Raw genomic sequence first — 16,176 nt, forward strand, 5'->3', positions numbered from 1 at the left:
TGCGCGCCGTACGGATCGAGGAATCGACAACTGTCGCGTGTTCAGGTCCTGTCGTCCCGGCACGTTGCATGCGGGCGTCAGCAGCCGATCGGTGAGGAGCCCAGGGCCACGTCGTCGAACCAGAGGGTGTCGTCCCCGGTGCCGTAGCTCTCCCAGCCCAGGCGCAGGCCGGTGGGGCGGGGCGGGGTGCTGCGGGCGAGCCACTGTCCGTCGACGTTCTGGGTCGGCACCCCGTCCACGTGCAGTCCGGCGATCTCCTGGTCGTCGACCCAGGTGCGCATGGACTGGGTGGTGGTGTCGATCTGGTACCGCAGGCACAGCCACCGGCCGGTTGCCAGCGGGGTGCTGAGGGCGACACCCGCCGGGCTCTGTTCCGGCAGTGTCGCGTCGTCGCTCTCGCGGTTCCACTGCAGCGCGCCGTTCTGCCCGCCGACGCGCAGCGCCTTGCCGCCCTGTGAGGCGTCCGGCATGGACACGAAGGTGACGTGGTTGAGGGGCAGGGCGGTGGTGTGCCGGACCCGCATCCGCACGTACACCACGGGCCCGACGGAGGACAGATCGCGGGTGGAGGCTGCGAAGACGTGGTTGCAGTAGCCGGCGCCGCCGTCGACGCGCAGCGACCTGGTGCCGCTGTAGGCGACGGACGTGTCGACGCTGACCTTCCCCGTTCCCTGGCAGTCGGGTGCCGTGGTCTGCCAGGTGCCCGAGGGCACGGTGCCGGTCTGGTCCTCGAAGTCGGAGCAGATGGTCGCCCCGGCCCCGGCGCATTCGGCCGGCGCCGTGGCCGTCGGCGTCGGCGTCGGCGTCGGCGTCGGAGTAGTGGTTCCGCCGCACGGAGCGCCGTTGAGGGCGAAGGCGGTGGGGGCGGGGTCGGTGGTGCGCCAGGTGCCCTGGAGGCCGAAGTCCACGGACCCGCCGGCGGCGAGCGCGGCATTGTGCGCCGCGTTCACGGCGGTCACCGCGCTGCCCGACTGGGTGACCTGCGTGTTCCAGGCGGACGTGACCTGCTGGTCGCCGCCGTAGGCCCACTCCAGCCGCCAGCCGTTCAGGGCGGCGCCGAGATTCGTGACGCGGATCTGGGCGGTGAAACCGCCGGACCACTCGTTGGTGGTGTACGTGACCGTGCAGCCCGTCGCCGCGCCCTGTGCGCGCGACGTCGCGATGGCAGGAAGGGCAACCGCCACCACGGTCAGCACCAATGCCCACAGCTGCAGCCGCTGACGACGCACGCGTAATGAAGTCATGGCCATGATCACTCTCTCGACGGGAGTCAGGACACGGTGCAGAGGAGGGTGCCGAGGTCTCGGTCGTCGCCGCTGAGCGTCATCCCCCAGGTCGTCGATGCGCCCGGCGCCAGGGAGCCGTTGTAGGAGGTGTTGTGCACGGTGATGGCGGGGCGGGACGGATCCACCACCGCGTTCCAGCGGTTCGCCACGGTCACACCGCCCGGCAGGGTGTGGTGCACCGACCAGCCGGTGATCGGCCCGGACCCGGTGTTGGTGACCGTGACGTCGGCCTGGTACCCGCCCCGCCATGAGCCGGTCAGCTTCCACTGCGCCGTGCAGGCGGTGTCGCCGGAGGGGCTCGGCGCGGGAGTGGGAGGCGGTGTCCCTCCAGAGGTGTCAGTGGCGTAGGGGACGGCGGTGTAGTCCTGCGCGCATCCTCCCGCGCAGCCCGAGGGCAGCGAGAAGGAGTACGTACGGCCGCCGCCCAGCCAGGCGTCGGCGGCGTCGCGGATCCGTATGGTGAAGTCGCTTCCGCCGGAGGCCGTCGCGCCGATGACATAGGACTGCCCCATGTCGCTGTTCATGGTGGCGTCGGTCCAAGTGCCGTTCTTCAGGTACTGGATGCCGTGGACGCCGTTGGGCAGATGGGAGACGGCGATGGCGGGCCAGTACCGCTGGGCTCCCCTGAGGAAGCCGATACGGATGTCGCCGCTGTAGTCCGGGGCCGGGACGAAGCTCCAGGAGACATGACGGTTGTTCCAGCGGTCCGGGTACATCGCCCCCACGGGGGTGCCGCCGATCCGGAAGCGGTTGAGGGAATCGGTCGCCAGGTCGAGGTGGTTCGGGTCGTCCCGGCACCAGGCGTTGGAATCGGCACAGCTGTCCGCGACGAGCATGGTCAGGGTGGCGCCGTTGTACTTGTCGGCCACCCAGGAGCCGTTGCGGCAGAAGGGCTGGCCAGGGGCGCCGTCGTTGGTGCCGGAGCAGTAGTCCCCGATGGTGACCTTGACCCAGCGGCCGCAGTTGCGGCCGTTGTCGAAAGCACCCTTGATCGGTGCCCTTGAGTCCGGCACCGGGCGCGGGTAGGAGCCCGAGTAGTCGCCGGGTGTGTTGAACACGTTGAGCGCCACGAAGTCCTGGCTGTCCAGTTCGCGCTGCGGCAGACCACAGCCGCCGTAGGGGCTCCCGAGCCCGTCGAAATGGGTCGCGTTGCCCAGGACCTCAGTGGCGGCGGCGCTCGCCATGGACGGCTGGGCGGCCGCGGCCACGACGGGAAACGCGGCACAGCAAAGTGCTGCCAGCAACACAGCAATGCGCTTTCGGGCGGGCGAGCGGTGGATCGAAAGAAGCTGCATGGGGGGTCCGCCTTCTTCGGGACGGGGCGCCGTGACGTTCGTGTGGGACCCCTCTCGGAGTGAGGGGAGTGAGCGCTGGAGCACCTCCTCGTGGGAGCGCTCCCACAGTCTCCGTATCCGGGACTGTAGAAGAGGGCCATGCCCCTGACAAGGGGTCGCGTTTCTGTCGAGTTTCGCCGTGTCCGGGCTGGGGCGTGGGCTGGAGCGCGTGCCCGGCCCTCGTCGCGGCCCGGACCGCGGTGCTCAGCAGTCCTGCGCAATCCCCCGAACTCTCGCCACTTGAGCAGGTGTCAGAGTTTCTACCGGCGCCACTTGTTCGGGGCAGTTCGGAATGGCCCTCAGTGGAGGCGCTGGACATCGCACCCTCGGCGGCCGGTGACACCGACCCAGCGTCGGGGCTCACGGGAGCGTGCACGGACCGGGGGATCCTCTGGATCAGTCGAGCTGCGGAGATCACCCTCGCCGGCTCCTAGAACAGGCCCTTGAAGCCCTGTCAGCCGGTGGCGATCTTCGTGCGCGCCCCGAACACCGGACCTACCGTGTCCATGTTGACAACGGCCTTGCGGTACCCGGTGCAGGGTGTGTGTTCGCGGCCGTCCCAGTCGCGGAGCGGGTTGTTGGTGTTCGCAGCGACCCATTCCGGCTTGCGTGCACCGCGGACGTTGAGCTCCACCCCGTGTGGCACGTGGGGGCGCCAGGTCTTGCACATCACGTCCGCGTAGGCCGCCGGAATACCGTACAGCCACCGGACGGCCGGGGAGGACTGAGCCAGAGCTCGCAGGTCCTGCTCGACGGTCTGGCGCAGGACCGTGACACTTCCACGGACTCCAGGATGGCGGGCGGCAGGCAGGCGGCCAGGAGTTTCTCGACTCTGTGGGCGGCCCACCGGGCGGACCCGGCACGCCATTCACGCTCGGCCTGGGTGAGCAACTGCGTCGCGGTCGGGTACAGAACGAGTTTCTTGGAGTGCTTGCGCAGCTGGTCGGGCGTGATCACGGCACAACGATGGCACCGTGCTCGCATATCCTAGGCCCCGGTGCCCGAGCGGCTGCCACCGGTTCGGCCCAGCACCACCGGTCCGGTGGGCCGGTCCATGAACGCCAGCCGGTTCAGGCCGTGCCGGGCCAGGACGCGGTGCACGGTCGAGGCGGGCACGCCCAGGATCGGGCCGAGGCGGGCGGGCCGGGGTTTGCGGTCCTGGCGCAGGCGGCAAAATCTGGGCCTCCACCGCAGGCGCCGTGCGATGGGGTGACGTCAGCGGACGGCTGGAGCGGTCGTGCAGCCCTTGCGCGCCCTCCGCTCGCCAGCGGCGCATCCACTTGTGGGCCGTGACGCGCGAGATGCCCATCTCCGCTGCGACATGCGCAACGGGCGGCCGCTGCAGACCCGTTCGACGAGCAGCCGCGCCATGAACAGTCAGCCGGGCATTACGGTGGGACACGAAGACCTCCGTGCGGTGCACTCCTAGACAGCTCCACCACACCGGAGGTCTTCGCCGTGATCAAGCCCGGCAAGCGTTAACAACGCTCGTGATCAATACACCTAGGTCTTCTGCGTGACCGGATCGTCGGTTCGGTCTCCGTGCGTCTGGTGAAGGCGGGGCGGTGGCCGGTGACGGTGGTGCCGGCTATGCACGTGACTTCGGATGCCGTTTCGAGGTGACTGTGGATGTCACTCCGGCCGAATTGCTCGACTGCTGGGGGCTCTTGTCGCCGGAAAGTCGCAGGTCCAGGTGGAGCGCCCGCAGCGAAGCGAGGACGTACGACCTGGACGGGCAGCGAGCGGCGGCCACAATCGGCCCGCGAGGAAGGGCCGCAGTGACATCCGAAGTCGTCTCGAAACGGCATCCCTACGCACTGACACAGCCGGTGGTGCCGTAGCCGGGCTCATGGCTGGGCCGCAGCCCGGTGCCGGCCCTGCCGAGTCGGGCGCACGTCGGTCTGTTCAGGTCAGTGCCTCCTCGCGCAGCCGGTCCAGCACCTTCAGCCGGCCCTCCGTCTCGATGCGGGCGGTGGTCACGCGCTCCGGATAGCAGCGCATGAACATCCGCGTGAAGTGGGTGCCGTAGTGGATGTACTCGGTGGGGTCCGCGGTGTCGAGCGGGCGGGCCACCGCGTTGAAGGCCGGTTCGTGAAAATAGGCGAGGGTGTAGCGCTCGCGGTCGGCCAGGCGGACCTTGTGCGGGGTCGACAGGAGGGCGCCGCCGGTCATGAACTGCATGATGTCGCCGGGGAAGACGGTAAGGACGGCCGGGACCGGGGTGACGTAGGTCCACGGCTCCTCGTGTTCGTGACGCCCGGCCATGGACTCGCCGGGCAGCCAGTTGCGGCCGCGTTCCTCACCGGGGACGGGTGGCCGGACGTAGAGGCCGCCGACGTCGTCCTGCGCTGCGATGACGAGCAAGCCGTAGTCGGTGTGGGCGCCTATGCCGCGTTCGGAGCGCGCGTCGGCGGGCGGGAACCGCAGGACCCGCATGTGGTGCCAGCCGTCCGCGGTGAGCCGGGTGAAGTGATCGGGATCGTCCAGGCCGAGGCCGAGAGCCGTGAGCCGGAGCAGGCGGTGCCCCAACTCGCCGACGGCCGTCATGTAGCCCTTCATGGCGCGGGCGTAGCCGGGTGAGGGCCAGGGTGCCGGGCCGTGGCAGGGCCATTGGTCGATGACGCGAGGGTCATCGGCCGGGATGTCGGGGCACACCGTGAAGATCTCTGAGCCGTCCCGCTCCCCCGCCGTCTCCTCCTCGCCGGAGGCCACGTAGCCGCTGTAGCTGAGGTCCGAGACGTACCCTGCCTTCTCCTTGAGGGGTCTGCGACAGAAGGCCCGGGATGCCTCCAGTGCCTTTTCGGTGGCTTCCTGTTGGGCGGGGGTGGCGTGGACCTGGAAGATGCCGTCGGACTGCCAGGCGGCGACGAGCGCTCGGCCGAGGGCGCGGTCGGCATCCGTGCCGTCGACGGCGGCGGGCAGCCGGAACGTCCGCAAGGGCGCCGGGACATGTGGGTCAGTGGTCATTCTGGAACCTCCGAGAACTCCGCTCAGTGGTTGCGAGACAAACTACTCCGACCCACGAACTGAACGGCCGTTCAGTTCACTCGCTTCCGCCATGTATTGCGCGGTGCCTTCCGTCCCGGGCGTCTCGGCGTCGCCATGATCTGCCGTCACCCCTTTGCCGAACGCGAAGAGGTGAGGCGCATGGCCCGGTTCCGGATGGGCGAGGGATTCTCGGCCGCAAACCGATCGAGGGCGGCGCGGAGACGGAATCCGGCGCGGCCACGGCCTGGAACGGTCGCTCGAGCTGTGGCCGCCGACCGCAATCGGCGTAGGCGGCATCATCGGTGCGGGCACCTTCACTCCGTCCGGGACAGTGGCGGACGGTACGGCGGGACCCGCAGTCCTCGTCTCCTTCCTCGTCGCCGGTGTCGTTTCGAGTACTCGCACAAGCGGTCGACGTCGGCGGGGTGTCAGAGGGAGCGCAGGAAGTCCAGCAGGGTCGCGTTGAACTCCTCGGGCTTCTGCAGGCTGGGGAAGTGTGAGGTGCCTTCCACCAGGACCGAGCGGCCGTTGCGCGCGGTGTTCGCGAAGCGTTCGGCATCGGCGAGCAGGTCCGGCGAGTCCAGCGTGCCGTGGACGGTGAGCACCGGGACGTCGCGGGCACCCGGGCCCAGGTGTCCGTCATCGGCACATGCCAGTTCCGCTCCCCCGGGGTGTGCTTAGCGAAGGTGTGCAGGGCTTCCCCGGCGACATCATGCAGTTCATGACCGACGGCGCCCTCCTGTCGACCCCGCACAAGGTCCGCCTGGCCGACCGCGAGCGCTAGACAGCAGAACAGACCGCACCAGCGCCGCGCACCGTACCCGCCGGACGCACAGCCGGGGACGAACTGCTTGCCGAGATCGGACCAGGTCTGCGCGGCGTCCGATCAGTATGCGCAGGTCGACGGCGATCGATGTCGGCGGGGCTGGGGCGGCCGGCGCGCAGATGGAGGGTGTGGAGGGCGGCACCACATCCAGGCCCTGCGGCCCTCGCTCGTCGCAGGGCTCAACGTCCTCTGGGCGATGATGCGCGATCACACTTGGGGCGGTGTGGTGGAACGACGTCGAACCGAGCTTGGTGCGTTCGGAGTTGTCGGTGCCGGCGTGAACCAGGTCGTAGGCCGTGCCGCCGGTGGTGATGGCGGAGAGCTGGCTGCAGTCACTCCAGGTCTCGTACGTGCGTGCGGAGGCGGCGATACGTCCGCCGGCGGTTTCGTTGCCGAGTTTGCCGTACGACCACGGCGTGGTGGAGCCGATCTGGGCGGTCAGCTGGCTGGCGTCGTTGTAGGTGAAGACCGCGCTGCCGGGGCAGGTGGAGGCGGCGCCGTCCTGGGAGATGAGGTTGCCGGCCTTGTCGAAGCAGTACAGCGAAATCGTAGAAGCTGCCCCCTCGCAGTCGTCCGGGCCACTGTGGAGGCGCTGGACGCCGATGCCGTCCGGGCCGCGATCCCGTCCCCGCCGATCGGCGGCGGCGCGGCGGCCCACCGGATCGCCGACGCGCTCGGCACCCCGAACGTGATCCCGGCCGTCTCGACTTCAGAGCGCCGCGCACACCCACACCGCGTCATTCACCGTAGAGGTGTGGGACGCGGAACCGCCCATCCCCTCAGGCGATTGGGAAGCCACAGCAACGGTCGGCGTATTCACCTCATCGGGGCAGCTGCGCGCACGTTCCGTGGCGGGCGGTCCGATGCCGGATCGGGCCCCCCTCGCCGACCACGCCGGTAACCGGTCGGTGCGCGCCAGTGTGACACCACAGCCTTCGCTGCACGCAGCGAACCGACGCCGTCTCTGGCGTTCCCATGGGAGGCCCGTCCAGGACCGACATCGGCCCACGTCAGGGCAGACACAAGCACCTCCAGCACGCGCCACAGCATTTACCACGCCCCCGGCGCGCACCGAAGGTCGCTGAGTCGCTGACCTGGGTCTTCTGGTGTGGGGGCCCTGGACGGGCTAGTCCGGTGCGACGCGGTCCGGCGTGCCATCGAAGCTGAGAGGCAGGGGGTGCTCGCGCGTGATCGAAAAGAGGTCCCCCTGTGAGTGCCGACGTCGTGCGTGTCGCGGTCATCGGGGACTGCCCCATCTTCCGGCGCGGCCTGTCCCGCCTGATCCACACGGTGCCCGATCTCGATCTGGTCGCCGCCGCGGCGTCCGTGGAGCGTGCGGACGGCGGCCTGCAGCATGCGCACGTGGTCCTGGTGGATCTGGAGCAGCCGGCACCCAAGCTCGCCGCGGTCGTGGGGCAGCTGCGAAACCGGGGGCATGCCGTCATCGTCGTGTCGTCCTCGCCGCAGATCGACGCGGTCCAGGTGATCCAGGCAGGGGCCTGCGGCTATCTGAGTCGGCAGACCGAGGAGAACGAGGTCCTCACGGCGATCCGGATCGTCGGCTCCGGACGCAGCTACGTGTGCCCGCCCGCCAGCCGACTGCTCACACGTTCTGTGCACCTGACGGACCGGGAACGGGAGATCCTGCGGCTTCTCGCCCACGGCGCGACGGACCACGAGATCGCCGCCCAGTTGCGCATCAGCAAGCACACCGTCCAGTCGCATCTGGACCGCATCGGCGTGAAGACCGGGTCCCGGCGCCGCCGCGACCTGACCCGTCTCGCCATCGAACACGGGTTCACCAGCCAGTGACCAGGCCGCCGTGAACGGCTGCCGTGGGTAGCTGTGCCCACAGGTGGTGGGCAGACCTTGCCCTTGTTCCCCGCCCACCGAAACCGGAGCCTGGAAGACGGCCCCCATCAGCGCATCCGTTGGACGGCTCATCGGCATCCCGTGCCTGCGCGCTGCGCGCGCAGCCGTTCCCGACGCGTGCCGACAAGCAAGGAGAAGCCATGCGTCATCGTCTCGCCATCTGCACCGTCGCGACGATCCTGCCGGCGACGGCCGCCCTCTCCCTGACGGCAGCGACCCAGGCACACGCCGACCCCAAGAGCGCCACCGTGACGGTCACCGGTTCGGTCGAGGACTGCCCCACCGGGTCCCCGGCCGTGAAAGTGACCATCACCACGAGCAAGGAGAGCCGCACCGACAAGACCGATGTCGACGACACCGGCGAGTACTCGGTGAAGTTCACCAAGATCTCCAAAGCGGGCCTGTCCGCCACAGCCACCGTGACCTGCGAGGACGGCAAGACCTACAAGGACACCTTCAAGATCAAGCGGCCCGCCGACACATCCCTCATCCAGGAGACCGACATCGAGGCGCCCTAGCCTCGCACCGGCCCAGCGTCCGAAGTGGCCTGACAACTCGGGACCTTTGCCCGTACGCGAGCGGGGAGAGAAGTTTAGGTGTACGCCGGCAACAAGAAAGACGACAGCGCTGGACCAGCCGCAGCACGGCATGGGTGCGATTCCTTGCGAGTGACGGCCGTCATCACGTGGTGAGAAGCGATTCCCAAACCGGGGGACACGACTGTCGCTCGATCTTCCGTTCCATCAGGCTCGTTCGGTAGATCACTCCACGGCCGGCGCCGCTCGACGGTACGCCGGCGAGGGTAGACATGCCATCGGCTATGCCGACGTCAGCGGCGACCTCCCGGTCCAGCGGCTCTGCTCGGCGTCTCCGCAGTTTTATCAATGATGTTCGGCGCGTTCTCAGACGGGTTCTTCGGACCCGAGCCTGACGGAGTTCGGCAGGCTGCTTTGGATGTCCTTCCGCCCGGTGCGCAGTTTCGTCAGAACGCGCGCAAGGAGCTCACCTTCGCGGCGCACAGCGACCCCGTCCGTACGGTGACCGACTTCCTCGTCGGCCTGGCGAAGTTCCTCACGGTGTCACCGGCGGGCATCGCCTACCGGGCGCTGCTCGGCGAGGCACAGCACGACCCCGAAGTCAGCGGGCTCGTCGCCGAGGCGGACCTGCTGGCGGCACCTGCCCTTGCCGTGCTCGACCGGGTGCGGGCCAGGCTGGAGAACGTACCCCCGGACCGGTTCGCCGTCGCCGAACTGTGCGGTCCCGTCGTGCTCCTGGTCATGAGCGGGGCCCCGGCGCCGACCCGTCCGGCCCTCCAGGCTCACGCCCGCAGGCTCGTCGCGGCCTGGGCCTGATTCGCGACCGGCCAAGGCCCTGCGCGCACACCCCTTGGCGGCCCAGGATCCGGCCATGTGCTGCCCGTATGACGTCAGTCGCCCGGACGCCGAAGCGCGTCCGGCCGCGGGAGGAGTACGGGCGGGGTGCGCGAGGAGTACGGGGCGGGGTGCGCGCCCACCAGGGCCTCCCGGCAGTTGCCCCCAGGGCACCGCAGGCGGTCCTCCGTCCACCTGCGACGCGCTCTGCACCCGTCTGGCGATCAGGCCGTTCCCTGTCGGTGAGAACGAGGACACCGTCGAGCGCGCCCTGCGTGCCGTCACCACGCGCGAAGCGGCTCTGCGCTGAGGCTTGCGGCGGCCGTATGTCCGAACGGCGTGCGGGCGCGGGAGGGGCGGCTCATGATGGGGGAATCCGGCTGTTCCGCCCTTCCGAGTCGAGGAGACCGACCACACCATGAGCTCCTTCTCACCCGGATTCCGCGGGCGGGCCCGTTCGCTGGCGGACCGGCTGCCTCCCGGCCAGTACCCGACCGAGCAGTTCCCCGTGCTGTCCGCGGGGCCGACCCCGCGGGTCTCCACCGACACCTGGGCCTTCACCATCACGACGGAGACCGGGGACACACACTCCTGGACCTGGGCGGAGATGATGGACCTGCCACAGCAGGACACCGTCACGGACATCCACTGTGTGACCCGCTGGTCCAAGTTCGACACCCCGTGGCGCGGAGTCCCCATCGACGCCTTCTTCGAGGACGTGGAGACGTCCGCCGACTTCGTCGTCGCCCACAGTTACGGCGGCTACACCACCAACCTCCCGCTGGAGGACCTCCTCGACGGCAAGGCCTGGGTCGCGCACACCTACGACGGCTACCCGCTCTCCCCGGAACACGGCGGCCCGGCGCGGCTTCTCGTGCCGCACCTCTACCTCTGGAAGTCGGCCAAGTGGGTGCGCGGGCTGCGGCTCACGCACGAGGACGAGCCGGGCTTCTGGGAGACCGTCGGCTACCACAACTACGGCGACCCCTGGCGCGAGCAGCGCAACTGGGGGGACTGAGCATGGCGATGTCCATCGCATGGCGCCGGGCCCGCCTCGACGAGCGCCGCCCTCAGACCGCCACCGCCCGCACCCTGCTGTTCACCGTGCCCGGCTGGCCCGGCCATCTGCCCGGCCAACACGTCGACGTGCGTCTCACCGCCGACGACGACTACCAGGCCGTACGCAGCTACTCGCTGGCCGCGCCCGCCGACGGAGACCGGATCGAACTGGGCGTGCAGGCCGTGGCCGACGGCGAGGTCTCGCCCTACCTCGCCGACGACCTGCCGCCGGGCGCCGAGGTCGAGATCCGCGGCCCGCTCGGCAACTGGTTCGTCTGGCACCGCGAACAGACCGAGCCCACGCTCCTCGTCGCGGGCGGCTCGGGAGTCGTACCGCTTGCAGCGATGATCCGGGCCCACCGCGAGGCCCGCTCGACGAGCCCGTTCCACCTGCTGTACTCGGTCCGCACTCCGGCCGACATCTGGTACGGCGAAGAGCTCACCGACCACCGGGACCCCCACCTCGACGTCCAGGTCCTCTACACACGGCAGGCCCCGCCCGGCAGCCCCCGGGCCCCGGGCCGCCTCACGTCGACCGACCTGGAGAAGCCGGCCGCCCGTCTCGAGCCGACCAGTGCGGTGTACATCTGCGGCCCCACCGGCTTCGTCGAGACGGCCGGCAACCTGCTCGTCGACCTGGGCCGCGACCCCGCCACCATCCGCACCGAACGCTTCGGCTGACCGGAGGTCCTGATGGCAGATGACACCGCCCACCTCGACGGCAACTGTCTCGCCGGCCCGCTCTCGGAGATCCTCTCCGTGGAGGCGACCACGGCCTGGTGGCGCTGCCCGGAGTGCTCGCAGTCGGGCCCACTGGCCCAACTCCACGTCTACGGCCCGGAACCGGGCCTGACCGCGCGGTGCCCGGGCTGCGCGTACATCGCCCTCCGGCTGGTCAGGGAAGGGGAATACATCTGGCTCACGCTGGGCGGCGGGACGGGGGCGTTCCGCTTCCGCACGCCGTAGGGTCCACGGGCCCTCCGCCATCGGCGTGGATTCCGACGCGGCACCACGGCACCGCCACCGGGCTTCCGGGTGAGAAGAGCTCGCATGGCCACCCTTCTGCAGGAAGTAACCAGTGCCGCCGGGTGATACAGGCGTCGAGCAGGTGCGGGCGGTATGGATCCCCTTCAGCTTGTGTCTGAGGATGCGGACCAGCGCGGGTAGGTCGGCCACAACGCCGTTTGCCATGGCCCGCCGCAGCAGCGACCACACCCCCTCCCCCGGGTTCAACTCCGGCTCCCGAGCTGGCAGTTAACACCCGCAGCCACGCCTGTTCGCCTCGGCGCACTCCGCCGGCTCCCCCGCCGAATGCCGGCTCAGGTTGTCCCGGCACCACACCAGCGGGTCGTCCAACTGCCGGTGATCTCCTCGACCGGGTCAGGAACGACGAGGCCGCCGAACAGGCCCGCCGCGAACTCGAATACGCCCTGGCGGCGGGGCGGGCCACCAGCCGTCCACGCAGGGCGCGGGCCGCCCGATGAGCACCGGGCATCGGACCATGCCGATCCGGTGCGCACCACAGCCCGGTGAAGCCCTGGATTCCTGGCTGGAGTTCACCGCCGCACGCCTGACCTGCCCGTTCACCGACGTTCTCAGCGCGCTCGGCCTCCCCAACCGGGAGACGGCCACGGCCGCCCTGGTCCTGCCGGCCTGGACCATCCGCCTCACCCGGGACGAACGGGCGGCCATCACCGCGGTCACCGGGATCGCCGAAGACGTGCTCACGGCGATGACCTTCCAGCCCTTCGACGGGCACGCGGTGGACATCCTGCCCGGGTTCTAGCCGAGATTCTTTGAACTGGGCACGACCACGTACTGCCGCAGGTACAGGTCGCGGAAGCTCACCGGCCCACGCGGACCGGGGACCCGGTCGATGTTGATACCGGTCTCCGGCAGTCGCAATAGCTTGAAGCCGTCCAGAAGTCGCGTGGGGGAATTCCAGAAGACCCCGGAGCCGGCATAAGCATCAATGAACCGGGCAGCGGCAGCCGGGTCGTCGGTCGCGATGGCGGCCGCCAGCCCGGACGTCTCCTCATTCGCGATCCGCGCCGCGTCCGACGGACCGTCGGCGGCGTCGATCGTCACGGTTGCCGCACGCTCCGAGTCGAGTGCCCACTCGAATCCGCGCGGATGGGTGTGCGGGGGAAGAGATGCGGTGATGCCCAGACGGTGCAGGAGCTGAAGAATGCCGGGCAGCCGCTCTTCGTACACAGGCCGGTCGATGAGCAGCAGATTGAGCCGGTTGCACACGCCCAGGCGGTCGAGGCTGTCGGTGATCAGCCGGTGCGCAGTTGCTTCTGCGGCGGCCGAGTCCACGTACAGGACTCCGCCACCGTCGGCATGGGCGAGGGTCCGCACACCGTGACGTGCGCCTTCCTGGCCGAGGTCGCGGGTGCTGTCGCCACTCCCGCGAAGGATAACCAGCGGGATCAGCTCGGGCAGGGCCACCAGCGCGTAAGCCGCAGAGCGGTCTTCGCTGGGCACCAGCTGGATGGCGTCCGGATCCAGCCCCGCCTCGGCGAGCGCCGGCGCGATCACTTGATCCACCAAGGCCCGGGACGAGCCCAGCGCCGCCGATCCGGTGCGCAGCACACCCGCGTTGCGCGACTTGAGGAACTGGGACGCGATATCGAGCGTGACGTTCGGACGAGCCTCGAAGTTGGCGCCGATGACCCCGACCGGACGCCTGCGTTCCAACAGGGTGAGGCCGTCCGGGCGTACCTCGACGGCCCTGTCCCTCGGCTCATGCGAGGTATCCGCCAGCGTGCGCAGCTCCGCCGCCATGGCCTCCAACCGCGTCGAGGTCAGTCGCAGGCGATCCTGCAGCGCGGACGACATGCCCGCGGAGACAGCAGCCGCGAGGTCCTTCTCGTTGGCGACCATGAGAGCCGACTGCGCCGATCCCAGACGCTCCGCCATGCCACGCAGCGCCGAGTCGATCTCGGCGTCCGAGGCACTGATGAGAGCGGTGCCACCCTGCTTGGCTCGGATGGCACAAGCACGCACGACATCCAAGGAGGCGGGTGCTCGGTGGTCCTCGTCGCCTGTCACGGGCTTCCTCTCGCTGTCCGAATGCCACAGCAACCTAGAGGCAGGATCGTAGCATCGTTCAACAATCTTGTTCGGTGTCTGCCCCGGCAGTGCGGAGGGGACGCGGGAAACGGCTCGTGGCGATGTCGACGCTGAGAAGTCCACCGGCCCTGACCCAGGGATCAAGGCCGGTCTCATGACGAAAGGCTGACTCCTGGCGGTGAACGCCAGGAGCCAGCCGTGTGGATCACTAGGACCTGTTGGACGAGGCCCGCGCGACGGCCTTGGCGAGAACGTCGGCTACCTCGTCGGCATGGGACAGGTGCGGAGAGTGCCCGGAGGGAACACGAACACTGTGGGCAGCACGCGCGGCCCACTGTTCCTGTACCGCGGGCGGCAGTGCCGGATCCTCGGTGGCCACGACGTACGTCAGGGGCACCTGGGCGGGCGCGGCGCCCAGCTTCTCGGTGAAGGCGCGCATGCCCTGCCAGTTGAGGCGTTTGACGGCCTCGGCGGTCAGGGCGGGGTCGACTCCGCTGAAGATGGACTCCTCGGCGTCTCCCGCCTTGACGGCCAGGCCGTCGGGCGAGTGGTTCCAGGTGGGCGGGAAGTCGCCGCCCATCCACTCCATCATCGAGGTGCCTGCTTCGAGGGCGAAGGCGGCGATGTAGACGAGCTCCGTCACCTGGTCCGACTCTGCGGCGGCCCAGGTCGCCGGCACTCCGCCGTAGGAGTGCGCGGCGAGTACCACAGGTCCGTCGACAGCCGCGATGGCGGCGCGCACCACCTCGACGTCCTCGGCCAGCCCCTGGGCGGCCGCGCTGTCTGGACTGCTGCTGGGCAGTTGGACGGCTCGGGAGGCGATGCCGCGGGCGCTGAGCCTCTCACGCAGGGGGTTGAAGATCCACGGGGTGTGCATCGCTCCGTGCACGAGAACGACAGTGGGGTTCATCTGAGTTGTCCTCAAGTAGCGGAGGGTCAGTCGGTCATGGCGTCGCGGACCAGCGCGGTGTCCACGAACTGTTCGAAACGGACGATCAGGCCGCCGCGCACGACGAAGTGGTGGGCGACCCGGACGTCGATGTTCTTGCCGGTGGCCTTGTTGGTCGCCGTGTAGCGGGCGAGGACGACGACGTTCTCGCCGTCGACGACGTAGGTGTCGTCGTGGGCGGTCCAGCCGTCCCACTCCTTGCCCAGTTGTTCCATCACGCTGGTGGTGACCCCGTCGGGGGTGCGGTACGTGCCGGCCAGGGGGAAGCCGGCCATCTCGGTCCACTCCACGTCGGGGGCGAGGGTGGTGCGCAGGGCCTCCAGGTCACCGGCCGCGGAGGCCAGGTACTGGCGGCGTACGACGTCGGCGGGGGCTGTGGACGTTGCGAAGTCGGTCATGGTCAGCCCCACTTCATTTCGCCCTTGGCGACCTTGGCGCCGATCTGGGCGGCGATGAGCATGCCGTTGTCTGGGTAGCGGGCGATGAGAGCCTCGGTCAGCGCGGCGCCGTCGGCGGCCTCGCTGAGCTCCTCCTCGAAGGCGAGCAGATAGTCGCGGGTGGCGGAGATCGCAGAGGCGTTGGCCGGGGCGTTGGGCAGGCGGTGGCCGGGGACGACCAGTTCCGGCTGGAGGGCGGCCATCTCGTCCAGCAGGGTGACCCAGGCGGCGCGGTCGTCGGGGGTGGGGGTGTCGGCGACCCAGACGTGCTCCTGCTGGAAGAGCAGGACACCGCCGAGGAGGGCGCGGTGCTCGGCCTGCCACAGGTAGTGGCGGTCGGGCAGTCCAGCAGGACCGCCCTTGAGCTCGAAGCGGTGTCCTTCAAGAGTGAGGTCGCCGGTCAGGGGCTCGAGGTCGACCAGGCGCGTGGGCAGGTTCGGGCCGAGGGCCTCCCAAGCCATGAGCTTGCCCTGGTAGGAGTGCTGGATGTGCTCGATGACGATCGGCGTCGCGACGAACGTCGCGTCGGGGAAGGCGTCGGCGATCACCTCGGCGCCGAAGTAGAAGTCAGGGTCGGCGTGGGAGACGAAGACGGTGGTCAGAGTCTTGCCCGAGTCGAGGATCTCCGCGGCCAGGCGGTGGCCGTCGGCGCGGGTGAAGCAGGCGTCCACCAGCAGCGCCTCCTTCTCACCGGTGACCAGTGTCGCGGTCTTGTTCCTGCTGCCGACCGGGAAGTCCAGGTCGAAGACGTTGAAGGAGAGGGTGCTCATCGGGGATTCCCTGGAGAGGACGGAGGCTGAGACAAGGGCGACGCAGGAGGAGACAGTGACATGGTCACTCTTGCCACGCAGGTAACTGTCAGCAAGGTGAAAGAGCGACTCGGCATGGTCAAACGGCGACATGCGTCCCGGCAGCTGCCCCTTGCGGAGCCCCCTGGCCTGGACCACGCGGTCAAGTTTCGATCTCCCCGTACCGGACCG

Annotated in this window: 18 protein-coding genes and 2 pseudogenes; 8 read left to right on the plus strand and 12 right to left on the minus strand. The window is 69.5% G+C overall.

The genetic code is table 11. The features are described 5' to 3' along the window. Positions 1 to 77: 77 nt before the first annotated feature. The 6 genes and pseudogenes from CRP56_RS00070 to CRP56_RS00095 form a co-directional block, all read right to left on the minus strand. Positions 78 to 1,250, minus strand: a complete 1,173-nt coding sequence (locus CRP56_RS00070) for a cellulose-binding domain-containing protein (RefSeq protein ID WP_257039933.1) — start codon at positions 1,248 to 1,250, stop codon at positions 78 to 80. Between the two features lie 20 nt (positions 1,251 to 1,270). Then, positions 1,271 to 2,581, minus strand: coding sequence for a cellulose binding domain-containing protein (locus CRP56_RS00075; protein WP_097259394.1), 1,311 nt, complete (start codon positions 2,579 to 2,581; stop codon positions 1,271 to 1,273). Between the two features lie 493 nt (positions 2,582 to 3,074). After that, complete coding sequence (locus CRP56_RS00080; protein ID WP_143664870.1) at positions 3,075 to 3,254, minus strand: hypothetical protein; 180 nt, start codon at positions 3,252 to 3,254, stop codon at positions 3,075 to 3,077. A 353-nt stretch (positions 3,255 to 3,607) separates the two neighbouring features. Next, entirely contained in the window at positions 3,608 to 3,736 is a 129-nt protein-coding gene (locus tag CRP56_RS49215; RefSeq protein WP_373559776.1) for a hypothetical protein, read from the minus strand. 133 nt (positions 3,737 to 3,869) lie between these two features. Beyond that, positions 3,870 to 4,064, minus strand: a pseudogene (locus tag CRP56_RS49220) (helix-turn-helix domain-containing protein); the annotation flags it as partial. A gap of 461 nt (positions 4,065 to 4,525) precedes the next feature. After that, positions 4,526 to 5,587: an isopenicillin N synthase family dioxygenase gene (locus CRP56_RS00095; protein WP_097259396.1), complete on the minus strand. Its 1,062-nt coding sequence runs from the start codon at positions 5,585 to 5,587 to the stop codon at positions 4,526 to 4,528. 206 nt (positions 5,588 to 5,793) lie between these two features. Between CRP56_RS00095 and CRP56_RS48125 the strand changes: the two are divergent. Further along, a pseudogene (locus CRP56_RS48125) lies at positions 5,794 to 6,005 on the plus strand (amino acid permease); the annotation flags it as partial. 31 nt (positions 6,006 to 6,036) lie between these two features. Here CRP56_RS48125 and CRP56_RS00105 read toward each other — a convergent pair. After that, entirely contained in the window at positions 6,037 to 6,213 is a 177-nt protein-coding gene (locus CRP56_RS00105) for an alpha/beta fold hydrolase (RefSeq protein ID WP_179850906.1), read from the minus strand. 114 nt (positions 6,214 to 6,327) lie between these two features. Next, entirely contained in the window at positions 6,328 to 7,092 is a 765-nt protein-coding gene (locus CRP56_RS48130) for a hypothetical protein (protein ID WP_257039934.1), read from the minus strand. Between the two features lie 551 nt (positions 7,093 to 7,643). Here CRP56_RS48130 and CRP56_RS00120 point away from each other — a divergent pair. The 7 genes from CRP56_RS00120 (at position 7,644) to CRP56_RS00155 (ending at position 12,521) form a co-directional block, all read left to right on the plus strand. Continuing rightward, positions 7,644 to 8,246 (plus strand): LuxR C-terminal-related transcriptional regulator, encoded by a 603-nt coding sequence (locus CRP56_RS00120; RefSeq protein WP_257039935.1) that lies wholly within the window; start codon positions 7,644 to 7,646, stop codon positions 8,244 to 8,246. 200 nt (positions 8,247 to 8,446) lie between these two features. Next, complete coding sequence (locus tag CRP56_RS00125; protein WP_097259398.1) at positions 8,447 to 8,824, plus strand: hypothetical protein; 378 nt, start codon at positions 8,447 to 8,449, stop codon at positions 8,822 to 8,824. Positions 8,825 to 9,256: 432 nt separating this feature from the next. Continuing rightward, complete coding sequence (locus tag CRP56_RS00130; RefSeq protein WP_257039936.1) at positions 9,257 to 9,658, plus strand: hypothetical protein; 402 nt, start codon at positions 9,257 to 9,259, stop codon at positions 9,656 to 9,658. 436 nt (positions 9,659 to 10,094) lie between these two features. Beyond that, a complete protein-coding gene (locus CRP56_RS00135) occupies positions 10,095 to 10,694 on the plus strand; it encodes a sulfite oxidase-like oxidoreductase (protein WP_179850907.1) in 600 nt (199 codons plus the stop codon). Positions 10,695 to 10,702: 8 nt separating this feature from the next. Next, on the plus strand, positions 10,703 to 11,416 hold the full coding sequence (locus tag CRP56_RS00140; protein WP_097273536.1) for an FAD-binding oxidoreductase: 714 nt from the start codon (positions 10,703 to 10,705) through the stop codon (positions 11,414 to 11,416). Between the two features lie 12 nt (positions 11,417 to 11,428). Next, positions 11,429 to 11,701: a DUF6510 family protein gene (locus tag CRP56_RS00145; RefSeq protein WP_097259399.1), complete on the plus strand. Its 273-nt coding sequence runs from the start codon at positions 11,429 to 11,431 to the stop codon at positions 11,699 to 11,701. Between the two features lie 514 nt (positions 11,702 to 12,215). Next, positions 12,216 to 12,521: a TniQ family protein gene (locus CRP56_RS00155; RefSeq protein ID WP_143664871.1), complete on the plus strand. Its 306-nt coding sequence runs from the start codon at positions 12,216 to 12,218 to the stop codon at positions 12,519 to 12,521. Here CRP56_RS00155 and CRP56_RS00160 read toward each other — a convergent pair. The 4 genes from CRP56_RS00160 to CRP56_RS00175 all read right to left on the minus strand — a co-directional run bounded on the left by CRP56_RS00160 (position 12,518) and on the right by CRP56_RS00175 (position 15,966). After that, complete coding sequence (locus CRP56_RS00160) at positions 12,518 to 13,789, minus strand: aldehyde dehydrogenase family protein (RefSeq protein ID WP_097259401.1); 1,272 nt, start codon at positions 13,787 to 13,789, stop codon at positions 12,518 to 12,520. The genes CRP56_RS00155 and CRP56_RS00160 overlap by 4 nt on opposite strands. Positions 13,790 to 14,018: 229 nt before the next feature. Next, positions 14,019 to 14,720: an alpha/beta fold hydrolase gene (locus tag CRP56_RS00165; RefSeq protein ID WP_097259402.1), complete on the minus strand. Its 702-nt coding sequence runs from the start codon at positions 14,718 to 14,720 to the stop codon at positions 14,019 to 14,021. 26 nt (positions 14,721 to 14,746) lie between these two features. Continuing rightward, positions 14,747 to 15,157, minus strand: coding sequence for a nuclear transport factor 2 family protein (locus CRP56_RS00170; protein ID WP_097259403.1), 411 nt, complete (start codon positions 15,155 to 15,157; stop codon positions 14,747 to 14,749). A 2-nt stretch (positions 15,158 to 15,159) separates the two neighbouring features. After that, a complete protein-coding gene (locus CRP56_RS00175; RefSeq protein WP_097259404.1) occupies positions 15,160 to 15,966 on the minus strand; it encodes an MBL fold metallo-hydrolase in 807 nt (268 codons plus the stop codon). Between the last annotated feature and the right edge of the window lie 210 nt (positions 15,967 to 16,176).

The organism is Streptomyces sp. TLI_55, from assembly GCF_900206255.1.
Classification (GTDB): domain Bacteria; phylum Actinomycetota; class Actinomycetes; order Streptomycetales; family Streptomycetaceae; genus Streptomyces; species Streptomyces aquilus.

Excerpts from the sequence above, each read along its gene's own strand:
- CRP56_RS00070 (WP_257039933.1), bottom strand. The coding sequence starts at position 1,250 with ATGGCCATGACTTCATTACGCGTGCGTCGTCAGCGGCTGCAGCTGTGG.
- CRP56_RS00075 (WP_097259394.1), bottom strand. The coding sequence starts at position 2,581 with ATGCAGCTTCTTTCGATCCACCGCTCGCCCGCCCGAAAGCGCATTGCT.
- CRP56_RS00095 (WP_097259396.1), bottom strand. The coding sequence starts at position 5,587 with ATGACCACTGACCCACATGTCCCGGCGCCCTTGCGGACGTTCCGGCTG.
- CRP56_RS00125 (WP_097259398.1), top strand. The coding sequence starts at position 8,447 with ATGCGTCATCGTCTCGCCATCTGCACCGTCGCGACGATCCTGCCGGCG.
- CRP56_RS00135 (WP_179850907.1), top strand. The coding sequence starts at position 10,095 with ATGAGCTCCTTCTCACCCGGATTCCGCGGGCGGGCCCGTTCGCTGGCG.
- CRP56_RS00140 (WP_097273536.1), top strand. The coding sequence starts at position 10,703 with ATGTCCATCGCATGGCGCCGGGCCCGCCTCGACGAGCGCCGCCCTCAG.
- CRP56_RS00145 (WP_097259399.1), top strand. The coding sequence starts at position 11,429 with ATGGCAGATGACACCGCCCACCTCGACGGCAACTGTCTCGCCGGCCCG.
- CRP56_RS00155 (WP_143664871.1), top strand. The coding sequence starts at position 12,216 with ATGAGCACCGGGCATCGGACCATGCCGATCCGGTGCGCACCACAGCCC.
- CRP56_RS00165 (WP_097259402.1), bottom strand. The coding sequence starts at position 14,720 with ATGAACCCCACTGTCGTTCTCGTGCACGGAGCGATGCACACCCCGTGG.
- CRP56_RS00170 (WP_097259403.1), bottom strand. The coding sequence starts at position 15,157 with ATGACCGACTTCGCAACGTCCACAGCCCCCGCCGACGTCGTACGCCGC.
- CRP56_RS00175 (WP_097259404.1), bottom strand. The coding sequence starts at position 15,966 with ATGAGCACCCTCTCCTTCAACGTCTTCGACCTGGACTTCCCGGTCGGC.